23 protein-coding genes are annotated in these 18,285 nt (G+C 46.0%); 15 read left to right on the forward strand and 8 right to left on the reverse strand.

Features of this window, described 5'->3' with window-relative positions; genetic code table 11:
• Nucleotide 1: 1 nt before the first annotated feature.
• Complete coding sequence (locus JK130_RS02655; protein WP_218352658.1) at nucleotides 2-481, forward strand: type IV pilin protein; 480 nt, start codon at nucleotides 2-4, stop codon at nucleotides 479-481.
• 7 nt (nucleotides 482-488) lie between these two features.
• Here the strand turns inward: JK130_RS02655 and JK130_RS02660 are convergent, their stop codons facing one another.
• The 4 genes from JK130_RS02660 to JK130_RS02675 form a co-directional block, all read right to left on the reverse strand.
• Nucleotides 489-938, reverse strand: coding sequence for a hypothetical protein (locus tag JK130_RS02660; RefSeq protein WP_218352659.1), 450 nt, complete (start codon nucleotides 936-938; stop codon nucleotides 489-491).
• Nucleotides 939-1,002: 64 nt separating this feature from the next.
• Nucleotides 1,003-2,067 (reverse strand): hypothetical protein, encoded by a 1,065-nt coding sequence (locus JK130_RS02665; protein ID WP_218352660.1) that lies wholly within the window; start codon nucleotides 2,065-2,067, stop codon nucleotides 1,003-1,005.
• Nucleotides 2,068-2,069: 2 nt separating this feature from the next.
• The gene (locus JK130_RS02670; RefSeq protein ID WP_218352661.1) at nucleotides 2,070-2,720 is read right to left on the reverse strand and encodes a hypothetical protein; all 651 of its coding nucleotides are present in this window, start codon (nucleotides 2,718-2,720) and stop codon (nucleotides 2,070-2,072) included.
• A complete protein-coding gene (locus tag JK130_RS02675; protein ID WP_218352662.1) occupies nucleotides 2,678-3,208 on the reverse strand; it encodes a prepilin-type N-terminal cleavage/methylation domain-containing protein in 531 nt (176 codons plus the stop codon). The genes JK130_RS02670 and JK130_RS02675 overlap by 43 nt, the downstream gene beginning before the upstream one ends.
• A 95-nt stretch (nucleotides 3,209-3,303) precedes the next feature.
• Between JK130_RS02675 and JK130_RS02680 the strand changes: the two genes are divergently transcribed.
• Complete coding sequence (locus tag JK130_RS02680; protein ID WP_218352663.1) at nucleotides 3,304-3,663, forward strand: type IV pilin protein; 360 nt, start codon at nucleotides 3,304-3,306, stop codon at nucleotides 3,661-3,663.
• 19 nt (nucleotides 3,664-3,682) lie between these two features.
• On the opposite strand, the gene JK130_RS02685 is transcribed toward JK130_RS02680, so the two are convergent.
• A complete protein-coding gene (locus JK130_RS02685) occupies nucleotides 3,683-4,225 on the reverse strand; it encodes a GspH/FimT family pseudopilin (RefSeq protein WP_218352664.1) in 543 nt (180 codons plus the stop codon).
• A 243-nt stretch (nucleotides 4,226-4,468) separates the two neighbouring features.
• Here JK130_RS02685 and nadE point away from each other — a divergent pair, with 243 nt between their 5' ends.
• Both nadE and JK130_RS02695 read left to right on the forward strand, forming a co-directional pair.
• Entirely contained in the window at nucleotides 4,469-5,308 is an 840-nt protein-coding gene (gene nadE, locus JK130_RS02690) for an ammonia-dependent NAD(+) synthetase (RefSeq protein ID WP_218352665.1), read from the forward strand.
• Nucleotides 5,309-5,315: 7 nt separating this feature from the next.
• The gene (locus tag JK130_RS02695) at nucleotides 5,316-5,654 is read left to right on the forward strand and encodes a P-II family nitrogen regulator (RefSeq protein WP_218352666.1); all 339 of its coding nucleotides are present in this window, start codon (nucleotides 5,316-5,318) and stop codon (nucleotides 5,652-5,654) included.
• Between the two features lie 93 nt (nucleotides 5,655-5,747).
• Here JK130_RS02695 and JK130_RS02700 read toward each other — a convergent pair whose 3' ends face one another.
• Nucleotides 5,748-6,230: an FKBP-type peptidyl-prolyl cis-trans isomerase gene (locus tag JK130_RS02700; protein ID WP_218352667.1), complete on the reverse strand. Its 483-nt coding sequence runs from the start codon at nucleotides 6,228-6,230 to the stop codon at nucleotides 5,748-5,750.
• 79 nt (nucleotides 6,231-6,309) lie between these two features.
• A complete protein-coding gene (gene ygfZ, locus JK130_RS02705; protein ID WP_218352668.1) occupies nucleotides 6,310-7,287 on the reverse strand; it encodes a tRNA-modifying protein YgfZ in 978 nt (325 codons plus the stop codon).
• Nucleotides 7,288-7,443: 156 nt separating this feature from the next.
• On the opposite strand from ygfZ, the gene JK130_RS02710 reads away from it, so the two are divergent.
• The 3 genes from JK130_RS02710 to JK130_RS02720 are packed head-to-tail and all read left to right on the forward strand — an operon-like array spanning nucleotide 7,444 to nucleotide 9,004.
• A complete protein-coding gene (locus JK130_RS02710) occupies nucleotides 7,444-7,695 on the forward strand; it encodes an FAD assembly factor SdhE (protein WP_218352669.1) in 252 nt (83 codons plus the stop codon).
• A complete protein-coding gene (locus JK130_RS02715) occupies nucleotides 7,682-8,137 on the forward strand; it encodes a protein YgfX (protein WP_343210972.1) in 456 nt (151 codons plus the stop codon). Before JK130_RS02710 ends, JK130_RS02715 begins: the two co-directional genes overlap by 14 nt.
• Nucleotides 8,138-8,143: 6 nt before the next feature.
• Nucleotides 8,144-9,004 (forward strand): MaoC family dehydratase, encoded by an 861-nt coding sequence (locus JK130_RS02720; protein WP_218352671.1) that lies wholly within the window; start codon nucleotides 8,144-8,146, stop codon nucleotides 9,002-9,004.
• Nucleotides 9,005-9,060: 56 nt separating this feature from the next.
• Here JK130_RS02720 and nadB read toward each other — a convergent pair whose 3' ends face one another.
• The gene (gene nadB, locus JK130_RS02725) at nucleotides 9,061-10,725 is read right to left on the reverse strand and encodes an L-aspartate oxidase (protein WP_218352672.1); all 1,665 of its coding nucleotides are present in this window, start codon (nucleotides 10,723-10,725) and stop codon (nucleotides 9,061-9,063) included.
• A gap of 198 nt (nucleotides 10,726-10,923) precedes the next feature.
• On the opposite strand from nadB, the gene rpoE reads away from it, so the two are divergent.
• The 8 genes from rpoE to era all read left to right on the forward strand — a co-directional run bounded on the left by rpoE (nucleotide 10,924) and on the right by era (nucleotide 18,260).
• Nucleotides 10,924-11,502 (forward strand): RNA polymerase sigma factor RpoE, encoded by a 579-nt coding sequence (gene rpoE / locus JK130_RS02730; protein ID WP_218352673.1) that lies wholly within the window; start codon nucleotides 10,924-10,926, stop codon nucleotides 11,500-11,502.
• Nucleotides 11,503-11,575: 73 nt separating this feature from the next.
• Nucleotides 11,576-12,160 (forward strand): sigma-E factor negative regulatory protein, encoded by a 585-nt coding sequence (locus JK130_RS02735; RefSeq protein ID WP_218352674.1) that lies wholly within the window; start codon nucleotides 11,576-11,578, stop codon nucleotides 12,158-12,160.
• A 35-nt stretch (nucleotides 12,161-12,195) separates the two neighbouring features.
• Nucleotides 12,196-13,341, forward strand: coding sequence for a MucB/RseB C-terminal domain-containing protein (locus JK130_RS02740; RefSeq protein WP_343210973.1), 1,146 nt, complete (start codon nucleotides 12,196-12,198; stop codon nucleotides 13,339-13,341).
• Nucleotides 13,338-13,808, forward strand: a complete 471-nt coding sequence (locus tag JK130_RS02745) for a SoxR reducing system RseC family protein (RefSeq protein ID WP_218352675.1) — start codon at nucleotides 13,338-13,340, stop codon at nucleotides 13,806-13,808. The genes JK130_RS02740 and JK130_RS02745 overlap by 4 nt, the downstream gene beginning before the upstream one ends.
• Nucleotides 13,809-13,998: 190 nt before the next feature.
• The gene (lepA, locus tag JK130_RS02750) at nucleotides 13,999-15,795 is read left to right on the forward strand and encodes a translation elongation factor 4 (protein ID WP_218352676.1); all 1,797 of its coding nucleotides are present in this window, start codon (nucleotides 13,999-14,001) and stop codon (nucleotides 15,793-15,795) included.
• The gene (gene lepB, locus JK130_RS02755; protein ID WP_218352677.1) at nucleotides 15,795-16,676 is read left to right on the forward strand and encodes a signal peptidase I; all 882 of its coding nucleotides are present in this window, start codon (nucleotides 15,795-15,797) and stop codon (nucleotides 16,674-16,676) included. The genes lepA and lepB overlap by 1 nt, the downstream gene beginning before the upstream one ends.
• Entirely contained in the window at nucleotides 16,676-17,365 is a 690-nt protein-coding gene (gene rnc, locus JK130_RS02760; protein ID WP_218352678.1) for a ribonuclease III, read from the forward strand. Before lepB ends, rnc begins: the two co-directional genes overlap by 1 nt.
• Nucleotides 17,352-18,260 (forward strand): GTPase Era, encoded by a 909-nt coding sequence (gene era / locus JK130_RS02765; RefSeq protein WP_218352679.1) that lies wholly within the window; start codon nucleotides 17,352-17,354, stop codon nucleotides 18,258-18,260. Before rnc ends, era begins: the two co-directional genes overlap by 14 nt.
• The last annotated feature ends 25 nt before the right edge of the window (nucleotides 18,261-18,285 follow it).

The raw sequence follows: 18,285 nt of genomic DNA on the forward strand, positions 1-18,285 counted from the left end.
TATGAGAATTCAATCAATAGCAAGGGGCTCTAAGTCTCGGGGGTTCACCCTCATAGAATTAATGATCACGGTGGCCATAGTCGGAATTATAGCCGCAATAGGGTATCCGGCGTATCAAAATGTATTAGTAAGCAGTCATCGGGGCACGGCTCAGGCTGACTTAATGGCCTTCGCCGCCAGTATGGAGCGTCATCATAGCGGCGGGTTTACGTATGAGGGGGCTGCCAGCGAAGGAGCCGATACAGGTGCGCCTGCCGTATTCGCCAGTTTCTCGCCCGCTGCCGAAGGTTCTCAGAACAAACGCTACGATTTAGTTATTGATGAAGCCGATGGCCAAAGCTTTGTTTTAAAGGCTACGCCGGTCTCCGGCTCTACACAAGCCTCAGACGGTAACCTTTATTACTATAGTGATGGCCGCAAAGGCTGGGACCAAAATGATAACGGCGAAGTAGATAAAGGCGAGTGGTGTTGGTCGTGCTGATGATAAGTTACAAACCGGGCTGAAGTGGCTTAAAGCTTAACTTTTCAGGGTAGGGCGCCGGTGACGAGCGCGTAATTAAATAAACGGTTTTGTGCTGTACCTCACCAATTTCATCGGGAATTACAGACAATAAAGTAATGTAAGTCGCGTCGCTATCAGCCGCTGATGTAGACTTGCTGGTCAGCCGCTGTGTCTCAACACTGAACGCTGAATGGTCCAACTGGGTACGCACTCTGGATACGCTATTATTCGAAGCCACCAGTGCGTCATCCAGCCATGTTTCGTGGTTAACGGTTGCTAATATATTTTCATAATGAGGGTCGCTTAGAGCCAGCGCCGTGGTGTAGATTGACCATATTGTTTTATGATGCTGGCAACGAATTTCGTGAGACTGCTTTAAATAAGTGAGTTGCTGCTGCCATTGAAGTTGAAGCCGGGCTATTGCAGTTGCTGACATAGTTAATATGAACCCTGCTATGAGACATTCCGATAAGCTCATTGTTTATACCTTTTGTTACGGCTCAAAAATCTCTCCAACTGCCCTTTAGCGGCTGTACACGTTGAAGCTCAATACTTTTTTGTAAAACCAGTAAGATATCTTTGCGGTAATGCACGGTCAGCTGTGAAGACGGATCAAGATCACGGTCGACAATTAAAGCGCCCGCAACGGTGGCTGATTCTGAATCTCCGGTTATTTGTATTGCAGAGGTCGATGTGGAATGTACCGCTAACACCAACCCGTATATCTGGCTATGGGGCGCGAAGTTCAGCATTTCGCCAGTTAAAATGAGCAGTACAGGTTGTGTCTCACTACCAATTTTTTGACCCACCGAAAGAACACAGTTTCCCGATACGACAAACAGCCCTGTTGAAGCCGAAGACAAGGATTGGCAGTTTTCAGCCGGTTGGGCAAAATCGCTCAGATGCGACAACGAGTTGATTTCCGGACCAAACAAAGAGGGTAGTATATGCGCTGGATAGCCAGAGTCGTCAGCATAGACACCTGACAAGGACGGCAAGTTTAGCAGCATAGATTCGCAAATTGTTGTGTTTCCCACCAGCAAAGAAATACAACGTTGTCGCCCCGGAGCTAATGTCACCGTTTCACGACTCCACAATGTTGCCGCTAAAGGCTGACCAATAGACTGAGTAAGGTGAACATTTAGCCGAGTGGGGCGCGGCAAAGTGTAGCTCAGCATAATTGCAGCCTGGGGAACAGCCTGCAATAGTGGGTAGCGGATAAGCTGCTGCTGCGCACTGAGGTTCCATTTGTTGTCAGAAGCGACCTTAAGTTGGAACACGCCAACCGGCACCTGGTTTATTAAAGCAGATTGCTGGTTAACTAGCTGAATTCGTGAACTATGAAAGTCAGGCAGCGTAGGTTGACGTAGTGCAATATGACTACCGTGGATTGCCATTGTTAACTCATGAGCTGTGTCATCCACTGCTTTTTGTTGTTCTTTTATCTGTGTACTGAAACGGGATTGCTGGGTCACGGTATCAACCATTAGCATCGCTGCACCTGTGACCATAAGCAATATCATAAATAACGGAACAATTACGGTAAAACCGGCGCTATGCTGCATCTTTAGAAATTCCTTACCGTGACTGTAGTGGTAAGGGTTCGCTGAATATCAGGGCTGTGTTTTAAAGCCGCGCGCAGGGTAATCAACACAAACGCCCCATTACTTTGGTCAGGCATAGGTATAAATTTAAATTCCAAATGAGTGATCACCAAAACGGTGACAGAGGTAAGGTCGTGCCAACCAGAACTATGGCACAAACGATTGCTCATACGATACTCAATAGCCTGCTGGCGTAACCGAAAGCCCATCTGCTCTGAAGGGTGCTGCGCGTTTTTTACTCCGTTATGATTTTTGTCGTAATGAAACAAAATACAACTATCGGTCATTTCTTCGGGGTGAGCATTGATGGTAAAGGCCGGATAAAAAGGGCTATCTGAACGGGGCTTTTGACTAAGCAGGCGTGTAGCGGTTAATCCGTCGTAACCGGCGCGGCGAATTTGCGAGCGCATAAGTTGTATAAGCCGGCTAAGTTCATCTTCCATTGCGGTTGTTTTTAGTACCAGCTGGTGGGTGGTGAGGGAGGTTCTTGCCCAAAGCAATGCTGCGCTTAATAAAGCTGAAGCGACGGCCAAACCTATCATAAGACTAATCAGAGTATACCCAGAAGCCTTTAACATGATTTTATTGCCACCACGGGCTGTTGTAATGAGCATAATCTTATGCGGCCCAGATTATTCAGCACCACCTTTATCTGGAACGCCCCGTTTTTCAATACGAATGAACCGGCATGACCAAAACTAAGCCCGGTTAATGCCTGGAATGCCGCCGGTTTGTTGTGCGTATACGTAGTGCTTATCAGCATAGGTCCGGGCTTGAAAAGTTGGGTTTTGTTACCGCTCAACACCACGCATCCATGTTGGTTCGCACACTGACAATCGGGCCGATAGCTTATCAGGGCACAACGGTTGTTTACTTCAATATAGGTAGGCACATACACGCTTTTATTGCTGCTGATAGCCAGTTGTTGGGCGTGTTTTAAAAACAGAACCAGTCTTTGGGCCTGATGGCGTATCGCATTTTCCTGCTGCCACAAGGTAAGTGGCGGCAACACCAGCTGCGCTACTATGGTCACTATTGTAAGGGTAATCAGTAGTTCAAAAAGACTAAATCCGTTTACTGGTAAAGTTCTGATCTTCTGCACAGTGTTTTGTTCACCTATAAGCGATAATCTGAATACCTATAGTATAAAAAAACGCCAGCTTAAAAAGCTGTACAGAAGGTAAGGATTAGCGCGTCATGGGAAATAGTAACGGATTTACTTTGGTAGAGTTAATGATAGCGTTAGTTATAAGCGCCATTCTGGCGGCCGTAGCAATGCCGGGCTATCGTCATATTATTGAACAAAGTCAGCTGCAACAAGCCAGAGTGAAGTTACTTACTCTGCATTCGTCACAAGAACTTTATTATCTTAAGCATGACTCTTATGCAAACGCAGCACAGCTTAGAATTTCAGGCTCTGAATTCTTTTCTTTTGATGTGGTGGTGGCCGACAACAACCACTATCAGCTAATTGCACGTAGTACAACACCGCGAAGTAAGTGCAAAGAGATAAGCCTGAATCAAGCTCTTGAGAAAAAACCGGCCGCGTGCTGGTAGGGCTTGTTTCTGGTTGGTGTTAACAGCTCAGATCGGCTCCGTCAGCGTCTTCTTTAATGCCATTATTGTCGCTGTCAGTAGCAACAGCAAGACGCCCATAAAGCGAAATAAGCAACGCTGAGGCTGACTTATTGTCTTTTGATGAAGGACAGATTTCAATGGTTGCTTGCTTACTCACCGACCCGTCAGGCCCGAAAACTAAAGAACCGGAAATACCCTTAACTTTGTTAGAGTCGGACAATGGTTCGGTGGCGGCAATCAGAATATCGTTCTCATCCAGTTCGCCATTGCCATTTTCGTCAATAAAAGCCATTTTGGCTTCTTTCCAGTTGTTTTTACATTTTTTGTAGTCTTTGGTCGGACATAAAATCACCTCGGTGCCTTCATCTACAGCGGTAAAGCGAGCCGCCCGGGCCACTGAGCTAATATTATTAATATCGGCGATAACCTGATTTTGCTGTAACATAGATGAAATGCCCGGTGCGCCTACAGTCATAAGAATCGCTACAATAGCAACTGTTATCATAAGCTCGACTAAGGTTAGACCGCGTTGTTTTAACATAAAAGCAGCGTTGTTAGATTACCGTGGTTACAGCCTAACCAAATTAAAGAAAAGTTGGGTATACTTTTATTAGCCCCTCTGTGAGAATTAATACCCCAAAGACTTCTTTACAAAAGTAATCTTGCGGCGAACCCAGCCGTATTGGCTAAAGAGCTTTTAAAAGACCGTAACAACTACTGACAGTTTTTTCTTGGTACAGTAAACTTATCGGGCGATAAATCATTAGACTACGTGGAAGACAACATGCAAAAACAAGCCATTATTGATGAAATGAAGGTGCTTGGTGAGATAGATTGTGAGCATGAAGTTTCACGTCGGGTTGAGTTCATTAAGCATCAGCTGACATCTTCAGGATTGACTGCAGTGGTGCTCGGAATTTCAGGTGGTATCGACTCGTGTACCTTAGGTCGCCTTGCCCAATTAGCTGTTAACGAACTTAACCAACAATACCCGGATAAGTCGTATCAATTTGTAGCGGTGCGGTTGCCTTACAACACGCAGGCCGATGAACACGATGCAGTAAAATCGATTGAATTCATTCAACCCAGCAAAAGCCTCAGCGTGAATATTCAGCCAGGTACAGACGGTTTACACGAAACTACCGCTGCGGCGCTTAGTCAGGCAGACCTATTGCCAGAGGACCCAGCCAAACAAGATTTTGTGAAAGGCAACGTTAAAGCGCGGGCTCGAATGATTGTGCAGTATGAAATTGCCGGCATGCTGGATGGCTTAGTTCTGGGTAGCGATCATTCAGCCGAAAATATCACCGGTTTTTATACCAAATATGGCGATGGGGCCTGTGATCTGGCGCCGTTGTTCGGGCTTAATAAACGTCAGGTTCGCCAGCTAGCGACGTATCTTGGCGCTCCGGCTGAGGTTATTAACAAAGCGCCCACAGCCGACTTAGAGTCATTAACCCCTCAAAAAGCCGATGAAGAAGCGTTAGGTCTGACCTACGATCAAATCGATGATTTTTTGGAAGGAAAAAACACCGATGCCGAGGTAGATGAAAAGCTACTGGCTATTTACACCCGAACGCAGCACAAACGCGTTTCAATACCGACTATCTACGATAAAGAGTAATGGTGACATGAAGAAGATCGAAGCAATAATCAAACCCTTCAAAATGGACGACGTGCGCGAGGCCCTCGCCGATGTCGGAATTTCTGGTATGACCGTTACCGAAGTAAAAGGATTTGGGCGTCAAAAAGGACATACTGAACTGTACCGAGGCGCTGAATATCAGGTCGATTTTTTACCTAAGATTAAGCTGGAAATTATTATAGGCAGTGAACTGGTAGAGCAAGCTGTTGAAGCCATTCAGGAAGCCGCGAACACCGGCAAAATCGGAGATGGAAAGATATTTGTCTACAATGTTGAAAGCGCGTTGCGTATTCGAACCGGCGAGACTAACGAAGAAGCCCTGTAGGTAAAATCAACGCATCACAGGTATTAAAAAAGGGGCCATAATATTGGCCCCTTTTTAAATAGCGTTACAAAGGTATTGTGTTGACCGCTAAACTTAGTGGTCGTTACCTGAACCCGGACCATGGGCATGGCCATGCTCAAGTTCTTCGGCAGTAGGTTCGCGAACATCTACCACTTCAACGTCAAAAGACAATGGCACACCTGCTAAAGGATGGTTACCATCGATAACCACATGCTCTTCTGAGGTATCGATGACCATTACCGATTGTTCACCCTGGTCGGTAGTGGCACGAAAAGACATACCAACTTCGACATCCATACCCTCAAACATATTGCGGGGTACCTGTTGAACCAGTTCATCAGCGCGCTGGCCATAGGCTTTATCGGGTTCTACTGATACAGAAAACTGTTCGCCTTTTTCTTTGCCTTCTAGTGCGTCCTCAAGCCCTTCTATTAAAAAGCGCTTACCTAACAATACCGTCAGGGGCTCTTTATCTACAGAAGAATCAAGCTGAGTGCCATCTTGTGCAGATACGGTATAGTGAAGGGTGACGACACTGTCTGATGTGATTGTCATAAAAAATCCTGAGTTTTGCATGGCAGTCTTACTGCCGTGAATTTTGCATCTTCACAATAAACTATTGCAAAGACGCTCGTTACTTTTTGCTATCTTCAATTGAGTAAGGTAAAGGCTCTATTGAAAATGTAGGCTGCTCTGTTTTAGCCAGTCTGAAAACATCATCAGAAGTCGTATCGTTATTGATCACTGCCAACAACCAGGTTTCATTACCCAGTACAGCATGCCGGATAACCGCGCCGCCGCGCCGCCAGTTTTCGCCGAGCTGCTTTTCAATAACCGCATCGGTACTTACCGTTAAGGCTGTCTGTGTTTTAAACGCAAACGCAGCGCGCTTGTTGCGACCCAGATACCGGGTACGAGCCACGACTTCCTGACCCATATAGCAGCCTTTGCTAAAATCGATACCTGCTAAAGCCTGAACATTCATCATTTGAGGAACATACTCATTGCTGTGATCAGCGGTAACATGAGGCACCGCATTTTGCACAGATAAAGCTTCAAAAACTTCATGGCTGTACTGCGTTATAGGGGTGGTATTTGAAAATTCAACCAATTGCTGACAAAAACTCTGCTCAGCGATCACTAAAAACACCTCTTGTGCATAATCCAGTTTGATTACCACACCATGGTCAAAGCTTTGTGCCTGCATAGAAGACTCAGGCGGGGTGAGGCCTTGTTCTTTAAGCCAGTTTAAAACTTTATGCCCGCCCACCGCGACCTGAGAATATTGGTCGCTGGCATCTTCAATATTTACTTTAGAAAATACACCGTATTTATTCAACTGTGCGTGAGTCATTGCCAGTGCACTTTTTTCAATACTTAACAAAATCTCGTCTTGAAAACGGGTAACAATCTGCAAAGACCAGGTTTTTCCTTTAAAATCACAATGAGCAGAATGTCTTGCCTGAGTTTCACTTAACGCGTTTATATCTATCGTAAGCTGACCCTGCAAATATTTAATTCTGTCTTCACCACCCACCGTTAAAAGGCCATAATGGGAAAGCGGAATAATAAAATCTTCAGAAAGTTCACTGAGTCTGGCTGGCAAATTCATAAACAACACGTACCTTTATATACATCGATAGCAATAGTGTTGGGATGAACCAAACAGAAGCAAGGGAAAGAGATTGAAAAACGGCAAAAAGGGCAGTGATTCGCTTTGTTTCAACGTGGTATGATACGCCTACTTTAATGACAGGTTATATGGTTTATGTTTTCACCCAAAAGATATGCACGTCTTAAGTGGGCGTGTCGTAGAGGCATGCTAGAACTTGATGTCCTGTTTTTGCCTTTTGTTGAAACTGGCTTTAATGAAATGAGTTTTGAACAGCAGGAAACTTTTGAACGACTTCTTACCAGTGACGATCCCGATTTATTCGCCTGGTTTATGGGCCATCAAAAATGCGAAGACACAGAGCTGGCCGGTATGGTTCAACATATTTTAAGTCGTGTTAAAGTATAAATTTAGCTTATATTCTCATCCTATTCGTCGATGGCAAAGGTTACTGCCAGTGTGCGCTGCTGCAATAGCAACGGTATGCATGCCCGAACAAGTTTACAGTTATATTGGCAAACCCGCGGTTTTTGTTTGTCTTGTTTTGCTGGCGGTGATTACGTATAAAACTAAAGACTATGCTTTGCAGCCCACCCGGCGGCTGGTTATCTTTGATGGGGTTTCACGGTGGCAACAGGCTACCGTAGCCGACGAGTTAGCTGAAGCCCCGGTGTGGTTATTGTCACGGCAATCTCGTCACACGCCTTTAGGGTTGTATTTACACTTCTGTTGCTCAGGACAGCAAGATCATTACCATTGGGTAGGGCGTACCGAATGTTCACAAAAACACTATCGGCGACTGTCACGGGCTATTCTTCATCTTCAACAAGCTTCATTACCAACTCATTAATTGCTTATGAAATCACTGAATCTTTTTTTTAATGCGTTAACCCGGCGTAGCGACAAACAACGGCTTATACAATTTAAGCCGCCGGCGTTACCCAGTTGTCAGTATTCACGTGTGGTTGATATTGATGCAGGCCATTATCACCAATACTGTGATTTAGTAAAATGGTCGCCTGCTGACTCTTTGCATCCATGTTATCTGCAAATGCTCAGCTTACCACTGCAACTTCAGTGTTTAACCACGGTGAATAGCCCGTTTCCGGTGATGGGATTAATTCATAAAGCCAACCAGATTATTCAGCATGATCGCGTAGACACAAAAGCGCCTTTTGTCCTTTATGCCCGGTATCATGCTGCGCGAGCGCATTCGAAGGGTTGGGTGATAGATATTGAAGTGACCGCCCAGCAACGACAACAAACGGTTTATCGAGCCGTAGGTTCATATCTGGTAAAGGCAAAAGCACCGCATGTCGATCTCAATGCTCGCCGGCGCTCGCCCCTGCCGTTTATATTACCCGAAACCGCCCAAGAGCTTAGTGCATTAATCGCACGTAAAGATATCGGTCGAAAATATGCCCGCGTATCTAATGACTACAATCCTATCCATCTTAGTCGAAGCAGTGCAATGCTATTTGGTTTTAAACAGGCCATTGCACATGGTATGTGGACACTGGCCCATACATGGAGCAGCCTGCCTGAAGTAAATAGCCCCGGCAATTCAGGGTCTGCGAATATAAAGTGTGAATTTATCAAGCCTGTGCCATTGCCCGGTACAGCCCGGTGTTTTTATAGCAATGAAGCATCCACCACAGATTTTTGGTTAGCCAATAATTCGCTCACTTCACCACATATTATAGGCAAGATTGGATAGGCAGAATTGAATAGGCAGAATTGAATAGGCAGGAGTGAACCGTAACAAGTTTGAAGCTACGGCCCAAGCACGCCCGGTGTGTTTTTTGTGCGACTGGCTGACGGCATTAGCGTAGAAGGCTCTGAACTCTCTAAAGTGTCAGGATAATCAAGGTTAAAATGCAAGCCACGGCTTTCTTTACGCTGCATAGCGCACCGAACAATTAATTCGGCCACCGTGACCAGATTGCGCAGCTCTAAAAGGTTATTTGACACCCGAAAATGGGCATAGTATTCCTGAATTTCCTGCTCTAATAAATTAATACGTCGCAAAGCGCGCTCTAAGCGTTTGTTTGTGCGTACAATTCCTACGTAATCCCACATAAACAGACGGAGTTCGTGCCAATTATGTTGAATAATTACCTCTTCATCAGAATTGGTAACCTGGCTTTCGTCCCACGGGGCAATATCTTCATTGCTGACGGGAGTATCCAAGCGACTCAGAATGTGTTCCGCTGCCGAGGTTGCATAGACCACACACTCTAGCAGTGAGTTTGACGCCATTCGATTGGCACCATGCAAGCCGGTATACGCCACTTCTCCTATCGCATAAACATTATCAAGGTCGGTAAGGGCGTGGGTGTCGGTAATCACCCCTCCGCAACTATAATGAGCAGCGGGTACCACTGGTATTGGCTGGCGGGTGATATCAATACCTAAATCCAGGCAACGTTTTTGTATATTCGGAAAATGCTTTTCGATAAATTCGGCCGGCTTATGACTGATATCCAAATACATACAATCAGCGCCCAGGCGCTTCATTTCGTAATCAATTGCTCTGGCGACAATATCCCTTGGCGCTAAATCGCCCCGTTTATCAAAATTGTGCATAAATCGGGTGCCATCAGCATGACAAAGCTGAGCCCCTTCGCCCCGAAGCGCTTCAGAGATCAAAAAGTTTCGTGCGTCTGGATGATACAAACACGTGGGATGAAACTGATTGAATTCCATATTGGCTACCCGACAGCCGGCACGCCATGCCATCGCAATACCGTCTCCGCTGGATACATCAGGGTTGGAGGTATACTGATACACCTTACTGCCACCCCCCGTGGCCAGGGCAATAAAGCCTGAGCGGATAACTTCAACATGCTCGCGTTTCCGGCTCCATACATAGACCCCTGAGCAGCTACCCGGATGCTGTTTTGACTGAATCAGGTCAATAGCATTGTAACGTTCAAAAAAATGAATGTTGGGGTGTTTCGCTACTGCATCGTTCAAAGTGATTTGTAACGCTTCGCCGGTGGCATCGGCGGCATGTAATATACGGCGGTGGCTATGCCCGCCTTCGCGGGTAAGATGATAACGCTCTTCACCCTGTTCGTTTTGCTCTTTATCAAACGGCACACCATAGCCTATGAGCCAGGTTAGTGCTTCTTTTGCCCGCTGGGCAGTGTAACGAACTGCGTTTTCGTCGCACAATCCGGCTCCGGCCTGTAAGGTGTCCTGAACATGTGCTTCAATAGAGTCTGTTTCGTCAAATACGGCTGCGATTCCGCCCTGTGCATAGCGAGTAGAACCTTCGTTACGATCGCTTTTGCTAAGCACAATAACTTTACAATGATCAGCAAGTTTCAGTGCCAGGCTGAGACCTGCCGCACCGCTACCGATTATAAGAACATCACATCGGTGTTCGATAGAGTGGGGTGAAGCAGAAGATAGTGAAGAGGACGCTGAATTCATGTATTTTAGCGGGTAATCATTAAGCTAAGGTTTGGCAAGTCTAATGGATAAGCTGCAAAACTCAATGGCCTTATGTGTAATGGGGCGCGGAATTTACGATATTTATTAATTATAATACGAACTTTATGAGTTTGTGTCAGTCTACTTTGATGCTTAAGAGAGCTATTAAGTAGTAGAAGTATAGGAGTAATGGCTCGAATGAGCGAGCAGATAACCGATCAACAACTTGTTGAAAAAGTACAAAGCGGTGACAAAAACGCGTTTAATCTGCTAGTAACACGGTATCAGCATAAAGTTATGCATTTGGTATCTCGCTATGTCAAAAACACCGGAGATGTGGCCGATGTGACCCAGGATGCGTTTATAAAAGCATATAGGGCCTTACCTAATTTTCGTGGAGACAGCGCGTTTTATACCTGGCTTTACCGCATTGCGGTAAACAGTGCGAAGAATTATTTAGTTTCGCAGGGCCGAAAGCCGCCTGCAAGCGACGTTGACGCTGAAGATGCAGATTATTACGAAGGAAGCGATGCGCTCAGAGAGCATTCGACGCCTGAACGTACTTTATTGTCAGATGAAATTGAATCCACCTTATTTCGGGCTGTTGAGAAACTGCCTGAAGATTTACGTATGGCCATAACCCTTCGCGAAATTGAAGGAATGAGCTACGAAGAAATAGCGAATGTAATGGAGTGTCCGGTTGGTACGGTACGCTCTCGTATTTTTCGGGCAAGGGAAGCAATTGATAAAGTTTTGCAGCCTTTGTTAGAAAATTGAACTTTTCTGTAATGCGTCGCACTAAACAGATGTTATAGGGTGTAGTGCGATCAGAACTGATCAGGATGTTTATATGACGCAACAGCAAGAAAAATTGTCAGCCTTTATGGATGGCGAGCTTGATAGTAGTGAAATCTTGTCAGAAATTAAGCAAGATGCAGAACTTCAGGCAAAATGGCACCGCTACCATGTTATCCGCAGTGGCCTGCGTAAAGAGGCCACAGTGGCGCCGACGTTTGATATTACTGCTCAGGTGGCCGCAGCATTAGCCGATGAACCGGTAGTTATCGCGCCAAAGCAGTCTATGTGGAAGCGTTGGTCTGGCTCGGGTAAGGTTACCCCGTTTGCGAAGCATACTGGCCAGCTGGCGGTAGCCGCTTCAGTGGCTTTGGCGGTAATTTTAGGCGTTCAGCAAATGAATCAGCCTGCGCCGGTAAATACCCCTTCCGGGTCAGCCGTACCTTTAATTGGAACCCCTGGTGGTTTAGCGCCGGTGAGCTTAGAGCAAACTCGTTCGTTACCACGCAACGATATGGCCGGTATGGTAGAAAAGAAACGTAAAATTAATGCGTTAATTGCTGACCATAATCAGCAGATAAAACTAAAACAAACGACTAAAGAAGATCTTAAGCATCAAGAAAATCACCCTGAACAATAGTTTTCAGTGGAGTAAAGTACCGATGAGTAAGCAGTGTGAATTTAACAACTCTGGATGTACCGGCTATTAAAATAAATTTTTATCGTCGCAGCCATGCGATTTTCAGACAAGTCAGTACAGCGGGGCTATTGGGCAGTATTGTGGTATCTGCTGCCTCGATTACCAGCCAGGCTGAAGCGGCTCAGGCCGTCTCTGAACCCATCACGAACCAGGCAAAAGACGCCCAGGCAAAAGATAGTCAGGCCAGTGCGTCGCCGGGCGACCCTGCTGTAGACATCAAGGCATCCTCAAATGTAGCAGACTGGTTGAGCAAACTGGCGCACGTGGTGGCTTCTGCCAACTTTCAGGTTTCGTTTGTTCAGTCAAAACTGGGACAGGAGACCATTCCGTGGTTATGGCGCCATGCGGTACTGGAAGATGGTACTGAAATGGAGCAGCTAAATTTGCAAAATGGTCCTGGACAGGAGCAAATCAGGGTTAACGACGTGGTTAGCGTGTTTGAGCCTGATGTGCCGCCGTACAGTGTTCGTTCCGGTGCTATTCATGGTCCAATTCCGGCTATGTTGTTGCAGCAGCCAAAAAAACTCGAAGATGCCTATAAGTTTGTGGCTGTGGGGCGGGCCCGGGTATCGGGGCGTACTGCGCAACAATTACGCATTATCAGCCGCGATAACACCCGTTTTTCTTATCAGCTTTGGCTTGACGAGACGAGCGGTATGCTACTTAAATTCAATACGTTAGATTTGCAGGGTAATGTTCTGGAGCAAATTCAGGTAACGTCGCTGGACATTACTCAAGGCCCTCATGACTATTTTTCTAAAGTGAATCAGTCTTCTTTACCGCAATCGGTCACGGGCAATCTTAGTCGTTCTGATAAACACAAATGGCAAGTCAGCTATCTGCCCCAGGGCATGGTTGAGATAAGCGGTAATGTGCGTCGATTAGCCCTCACCGGGCAGGCAGTAGAACATAAGCTATTTAGTGATGGTCTGGTGGATGTTTCTATATATGTGCAATCAGCGAAACAAGCGATTGGTAGCGATCTTGCCTTGCGTCATGATTTAAGCACATTTCTTACCTTCACCAGAGGCGCAGCACAAATTACCGTATTGGGCGAAATTCCTCTGCAGACCGCCACCGCCATGGCAAAATCTATCTCGCTAACGGATAAAAAACAATGATCACCGAGACTGCACGGGTGGTTGCCATAAAAGACGATTGTATAACCGTAGAGGCGGCCATTAAGTCTACTTGTTCAACCTGCCAGGCCCAGTCTGATTGTGGTTCGGGGGTTATTTCGCGAGCTATGGCCCCGAAGGTACAGCATTTAGTTATTGAAAGCCCCATGTCGGTTCGTATTGGTGATACCGTTAAAGTAGGTATACCTGAAACAGGTCTGTTAAGCGCTTCGGTATGGCTATATTTAGTACCTTTGCTGGTTTTTATTTTTGCCTCGGTGGGATTAACTCAGTTTTTGGTCTGGGTAAACTTTAGTCACGAACTTTTGGTTGTTGCAGGTGCTATGCTTATTACGCTGGCCGCATTTGTGGGCATTTCCGGGCACCTTAAAAAAGCAGACAAAAGCCGTTTTCGTCCAGTCATTCTTTCGATTTTACCTGCCCCTGTAGCAAAGCCTTCCGCGCAATAATCTACCCGAATCAATCATTGATTCATTGCAGATGAACTAATTCGCTTTTATGTTCAGAAATAGGTAAAATCCGCACTCTTTACGCTGTTATCCGACTTTGTTTTATACAATGAAATGACAGCGCCTCTGTGTCTTTGCTACGGCAAAGTATTTATAACGTTTTGACTTATTGCAGGTAACCTCCAGCATTATGCAACATTCGCACATTCGTAACTTTAGTATTATTGCTCATATCGACCATGGTAAATCCACGCTTTCAGATCGGTTAATTCAGGTTTGCGGGGGGTTAACCGAACGTGAGATGGCCGAGCAGGTACTGGATTCCATGGACCTTGAGCGTGAGCGCGGGATCACTATCAAGGCTCAGAGTGTGACATTAAATTACACTGCGAAAAACGGTGAAACTTATCAGCTGAACTTCATCGACACCCCAGGACACGTCGATTTCTCTTATGAAGTTTCACGCTCGTTAAAGGCCTGCGAAGGGGCCTTGCTGGTGGTAGATGCCGGTCAGGGTGTTGAAGCACAAACCCTGGCAAATTGTTATACCGCCATTGAGATGGATTTAGAAGTCGTACCGATTCTGAATAAAATCGATTTGCCCCAAGCTGAACCTGATCGTGTGGCAGAAGAAATCGAAGATATAGTAGGAATTGATGCTGTAGAAGCCGTTCGTTGTTCAGCGAAAACCGGTATTGGTGTCGAGGATGTTCTTGAAGAGATAGTAAAACGTATTCCGCCGCCGGTAGGCGACCGTAACAAGCCACTAAAGGCATTAATCGTAGACTCCTGGTTTGATAACTACCAGGGCGTGGTTTCGCTGGTTAGAATTATTGAAGGCGAAATGCATGTAAAAGATAAGTTGCAGATTATGTCTAACGGTCAGGTGCATCAGGCTGACAAAGTTGGTATTTTTACGCCTAAGCAAAAAGACACCGGCGTGTTGCGCGCAGGTGAAGTAGGTTATGTCATTGCCGGCATCAAAGATATTTTGGGCGCGCCGGTTGGCGATACCATTACCACTGCTAAAAATCCGGCCACAGAGATGCTCGAAGGCTTCAAGAAAGTAAAACCCCAGGTTTACGCAGGGGTCTTCCCTGTCAGTTCTGATGACTACGAAGACTTTCGGGATGCACTGACCAAATTGAGTCTTAATGACGCTTCATTATTTTTTGAGCCAGAAAGTTCCGCGGCACTGGGCTTTGGTTTCAGAATTGGTTTTCTGGGTATGCTGCATATGGAGATTGTTCAGGAGCGTCTTGAACGTGAGTACGATCTGGACCTTATCACCACCGCGCCAACGGTAATATATGAAGTACTCAATACCAAAGGTGAGCTGGTAGTAGTAGACAGCCCGGCTAAACTTCCTCCTATTAATGACATTGAAGAAATTCGCGAGCCTATTGTCGAAGCCAACATTCTGGTTCCGCAGGAATACCTGGGTAATGTTATAACCCTGTGTGTAGAAAAGCGCGGAATGCAGACCAATATGGCATACCACGGTAACCAGGTGGCATTGACCTATGAAATTCCGATGGCTGAAGTTGTATTAGATTTCTTCGACCGTCTTAAATCAACCAGTCGCGGTTTTGCCTCGCTTGATTACAACTTTAAAAAGTTTGTGGCCTCAGATATGGCCCGCGTAGACATTATGATCAACGGCGAGCGGGTTGATGCGCTGGCGGTGATCACGCACAAAGAAAACAGTCAAAGCCGGGGCCGCGAATTAGTCGATAAGCTGCGTGAACTGATTCCAAGACAAATGTTTGATATCGCCATTCAGGCCGCTATCGGCAACCACGTTATTGCCCGAAGCACCGTTAAACAATTGCGTAAGAATGTTATTGCTAAATGTTATGGCGGCGATGTCAGCCGTAAGAAAAAGCTTCTTCAAAAACAAAAAGAAGGAAAAAAACGCATGAAGCAGGTGGGCAATGTAGAGCTACCTCAGGATGCGTTTTTGGCGGTGTTAAAGGTAGGTAAATAATGGCAAATTACTTTTCTATATTGCTGGTTATCCTTACCGTTGTAACAGGACTGGTATGGTTGCTGGATGCTTTATTTTGGGCGCCTAAGCGCAAAGATGCGGCGGCAAAAGGACAATCTTCAGAGCTGCCATACTGGGTCGATACCTCACAGCAGTTATTTCCTGTCATCGCTTTTGTGCTGGTATTACGCTCGTTTTTGTATGAACCGTTTCAAATTCCGTCGGGCTCTATGATGCCTACATTATTAGTGGGCGACTTTATTCTGGTCGAAAAATACACCTACGGTTTGAAAGATCCGGTGGTGCGTCACAAATTTTTAGAAACAGGCGCACCAGAGCGTGGCGATATTGTGGTCTTTAAGTATCCAGAAGACCCGAATATTGATTATATCAAGCGGGTAGTGGGTTTACCGGGCGATACTGTCGTTTATCAGGACAAGCAGTTATTTATTAAGCCCAAGTGTACCGGTGACAATGCGCAGCGGTGTGCAAAGTTGCAACCGGTTCCGTTGGAATTTAAAAACCGTGGCGAGTTTGTTCAAAACATGGCTCCGTTGCTACGCTTTACCGAAGATCTCAATGCCACGGGGCATGATATTCTTCGACACCCCATGCGTGCAGATATGACCCACCGGTATTACGCTCAGCCAGGTAGCCGGGCAGGGCAGTGGTTAGTACCCGAAAATGAGTATTTTGTGATGGGCGACAATCGCGACAATAGCCGCGATAGTCGGTTTTGGGGCTTTGTACCCGATGCCAATCTGGTGGGTAAAGCAGTGGCAATATGGGTAAGCTTTGAATTTGAGCGCAATCCGGAAGATTGGATCCCCGCGTGGGTTCCTACCGGCATTCGTTTTAACCGTATTGGTGGCATTGACTGATGCAGGGTATTGATAAATTTGCGCATTTATCTCGCATACTAAACTATCGTTTTGAAGACTTAACCTTACTTGAGCAAGCTTTGACCCATCGAAGCGCCGCTAAGCTTCACAATGAACGATTAGAGTTTTTGGGAGACGCGGTACTGGGGATGGTGATTGCCGAGGCCTTGTATAATACGTTTGAAAGTGTGCCAGAAGGCAAGCTAACCCGAATGCGTTCGACCCTGGTCAAGGGTGAGACATTGGCTGAGATTGCCAAAGAAGCAAAGCTGGGAGAACTGCTGAGATTGGGGCAGGGCGAACTCAAAAGTGGCGGTCATCGTCGTAGCTCTATTTTAGCCGACGCCGTTGAAGCTATTTTAGGGGCGATTTATCTGGAAGCGGGTTTAGAGCCCACACGTAACGTGATTCTGAAACTATGGGCACAGCGTATTGAAGCGTTGAATCCTCATGAGCACCCTAAAGATAATAAAACTCAGTTACAGGAGTTTTTACAATCACGCCGTCAACCTTTACCTATTTATGAAGTTGTTAATATCTCGGGTAAAGATCATGACCAAACTTTTGAGATAAGCTGTAAAATTTCTCAGGAAGGTGAGCCGGTAACGGCCTCGGGAAACAGCCGCCGTAAAGCTGAACAAAAGGCCGCTAAATTAATGCTTGAGAGGTTAGAAAATGCAGCTCGATGATATACAAACCCGCTGCGGGCTAGTTGCCATAGTCGGCCGGCCCAACGTTGGGAAATCGACCTTGCTTAATTGTCTTTTAGGGCAAAAAGTCAGTATTACGTCGCGTAAACCGCAAACCACGCGCCACCGTATTCTAGGCATTGATACCGAAGCGCAGTCGCAAACCATTTACGTCGATACTCCCGGGTTACACAAAGAAGAAAAACGAGCGATTAATCGCTACATGAACCGCGCGGCATCTTCTTCACTTGCCGAAGTAGGCTTGATTTTGATGGTGGTAGAAGGCACACGCTGGAGCGATGATGACGAAATGGTACTTACCAAGGTTCGTCAAACCGGGTTGCCGGTCTATTTGATAGTGAACAAAATAGATAAAGTTCAGGACAAAAAAGCCCTGATGGAGCATCTGCAAAAACTATCTTCGCAATTTGATTTTGAACATATTGTTCCGGTTAGTGCTAAACAAGGCAAACAGGTCGACGCCTTGCGAGAGCTTGTGCAAAAAAGCTTGCCCGAAAGCGAATTTTTCTTTCCCGAAGATTATATTACCGACCGTTCCAGTCGCTTTATGGCTGCTGAAATAATTCGTGAAAAACTGATGCGTTATACAGGTGATGAGCTGCCTTACTCTACCACGGTAGAAATTGAACAATTTAAGATGACTGACAACGGTGTTTACCGAATTAATGGTCTTATTCTGGTAGAGCGTGAAACTCAGAAGCGAATGGTTATTGGTAAAGGTGGCAAACATATTAAAACCATTGGTGAGCAGGCACGTATGGACATGGAAAACCTGTTTGATACCAAAGTATTTTTAGAACTGTGGGTTAAGGTAAAACAAGGCTGGGCCGATGACGAGCGGGCGCTTCGTTCATTAGGCTACGGCGAGGACTAATAATCCGACGTAGTGGTCGCCGATT

Source organism: Alteromonas lipotrueiana (genome assembly GCF_019249245.1).
GTDB lineage: Bacteria > Pseudomonadota > Gammaproteobacteria > Enterobacterales > Alteromonadaceae > Alteromonas > Alteromonas lipotrueiana.

Coding starts and splice junctions, on each gene's coding strand:
- JK130_RS02710 (WP_218352669.1), top strand. CDS start 7,444: ATGTTTTCACCCAAAAGATATGCACGTCTTAAGTGGGCGTGTCGTAGA.
- JK130_RS02670 (WP_218352661.1), bottom strand. CDS start 2,720: ATGCTCATTACAACAGCCCGTGGTGGCAATAAAATCATGTTAAAGGCT.
- JK130_RS02685 (WP_218352664.1), bottom strand. CDS start 4,225: ATGTTAAAACAACGCGGTCTAACCTTAGTCGAGCTTATGATAACAGTT.
- JK130_RS02700 (WP_218352667.1), bottom strand. CDS start 6,230: ATGACAATCACATCAGACAGTGTCGTCACCCTTCACTATACCGTATCT.
- JK130_RS02665 (WP_218352660.1), bottom strand. CDS start 2,067: ATGCAGCATAGCGCCGGTTTTACCGTAATTGTTCCGTTATTTATGATA.
- era (WP_218352679.1), top strand. CDS start 17,352: ATGCAGCTCGATGATATACAAACCCGCTGCGGGCTAGTTGCCATAGTC.
- nadE (WP_218352665.1), top strand. CDS start 4,469: ATGCAAAAACAAGCCATTATTGATGAAATGAAGGTGCTTGGTGAGATA.
- ygfZ (WP_218352668.1), bottom strand. CDS start 7,287: ATGAATTTGCCAGCCAGACTCAGTGAACTTTCTGAAGATTTTATTATT.
- JK130_RS02655 (WP_218352658.1), top strand. CDS start 2: ATGAGAATTCAATCAATAGCAAGGGGCTCTAAGTCTCGGGGGTTCACC.
- JK130_RS02745 (WP_218352675.1), top strand. CDS start 13,338: ATGATCACCGAGACTGCACGGGTGGTTGCCATAAAAGACGATTGTATA.
- lepA (WP_218352676.1), top strand. CDS start 13,999: ATGCAACATTCGCACATTCGTAACTTTAGTATTATTGCTCATATCGAC.
- JK130_RS02660 (WP_218352659.1), bottom strand. CDS start 938: ATGTCAGCAACTGCAATAGCCCGGCTTCAACTTCAATGGCAGCAGCAA.
- lepB (WP_218352677.1), top strand. CDS start 15,795: ATGGCAAATTACTTTTCTATATTGCTGGTTATCCTTACCGTTGTAACA.
- rpoE (WP_218352673.1), top strand. CDS start 10,924: ATGAGCGAGCAGATAACCGATCAACAACTTGTTGAAAAAGTACAAAGC.
- JK130_RS02695 (WP_218352666.1), top strand. CDS start 5,316: ATGAAGAAGATCGAAGCAATAATCAAACCCTTCAAAATGGACGACGTG.
- JK130_RS02680 (WP_218352663.1), top strand. CDS start 3,304: ATGGGAAATAGTAACGGATTTACTTTGGTAGAGTTAATGATAGCGTTA.
- JK130_RS02720 (WP_218352671.1), top strand. CDS start 8,144: ATGAAATCACTGAATCTTTTTTTTAATGCGTTAACCCGGCGTAGCGAC.
- JK130_RS02735 (WP_218352674.1), top strand. CDS start 11,576: ATGACGCAACAGCAAGAAAAATTGTCAGCCTTTATGGATGGCGAGCTT.
- nadB (WP_218352672.1), bottom strand. CDS start 10,725: ATGAATTCAGCGTCCTCTTCACTATCTTCTGCTTCACCCCACTCTATC.
- rnc (WP_218352678.1), top strand. CDS start 16,676: ATGCAGGGTATTGATAAATTTGCGCATTTATCTCGCATACTAAACTAT.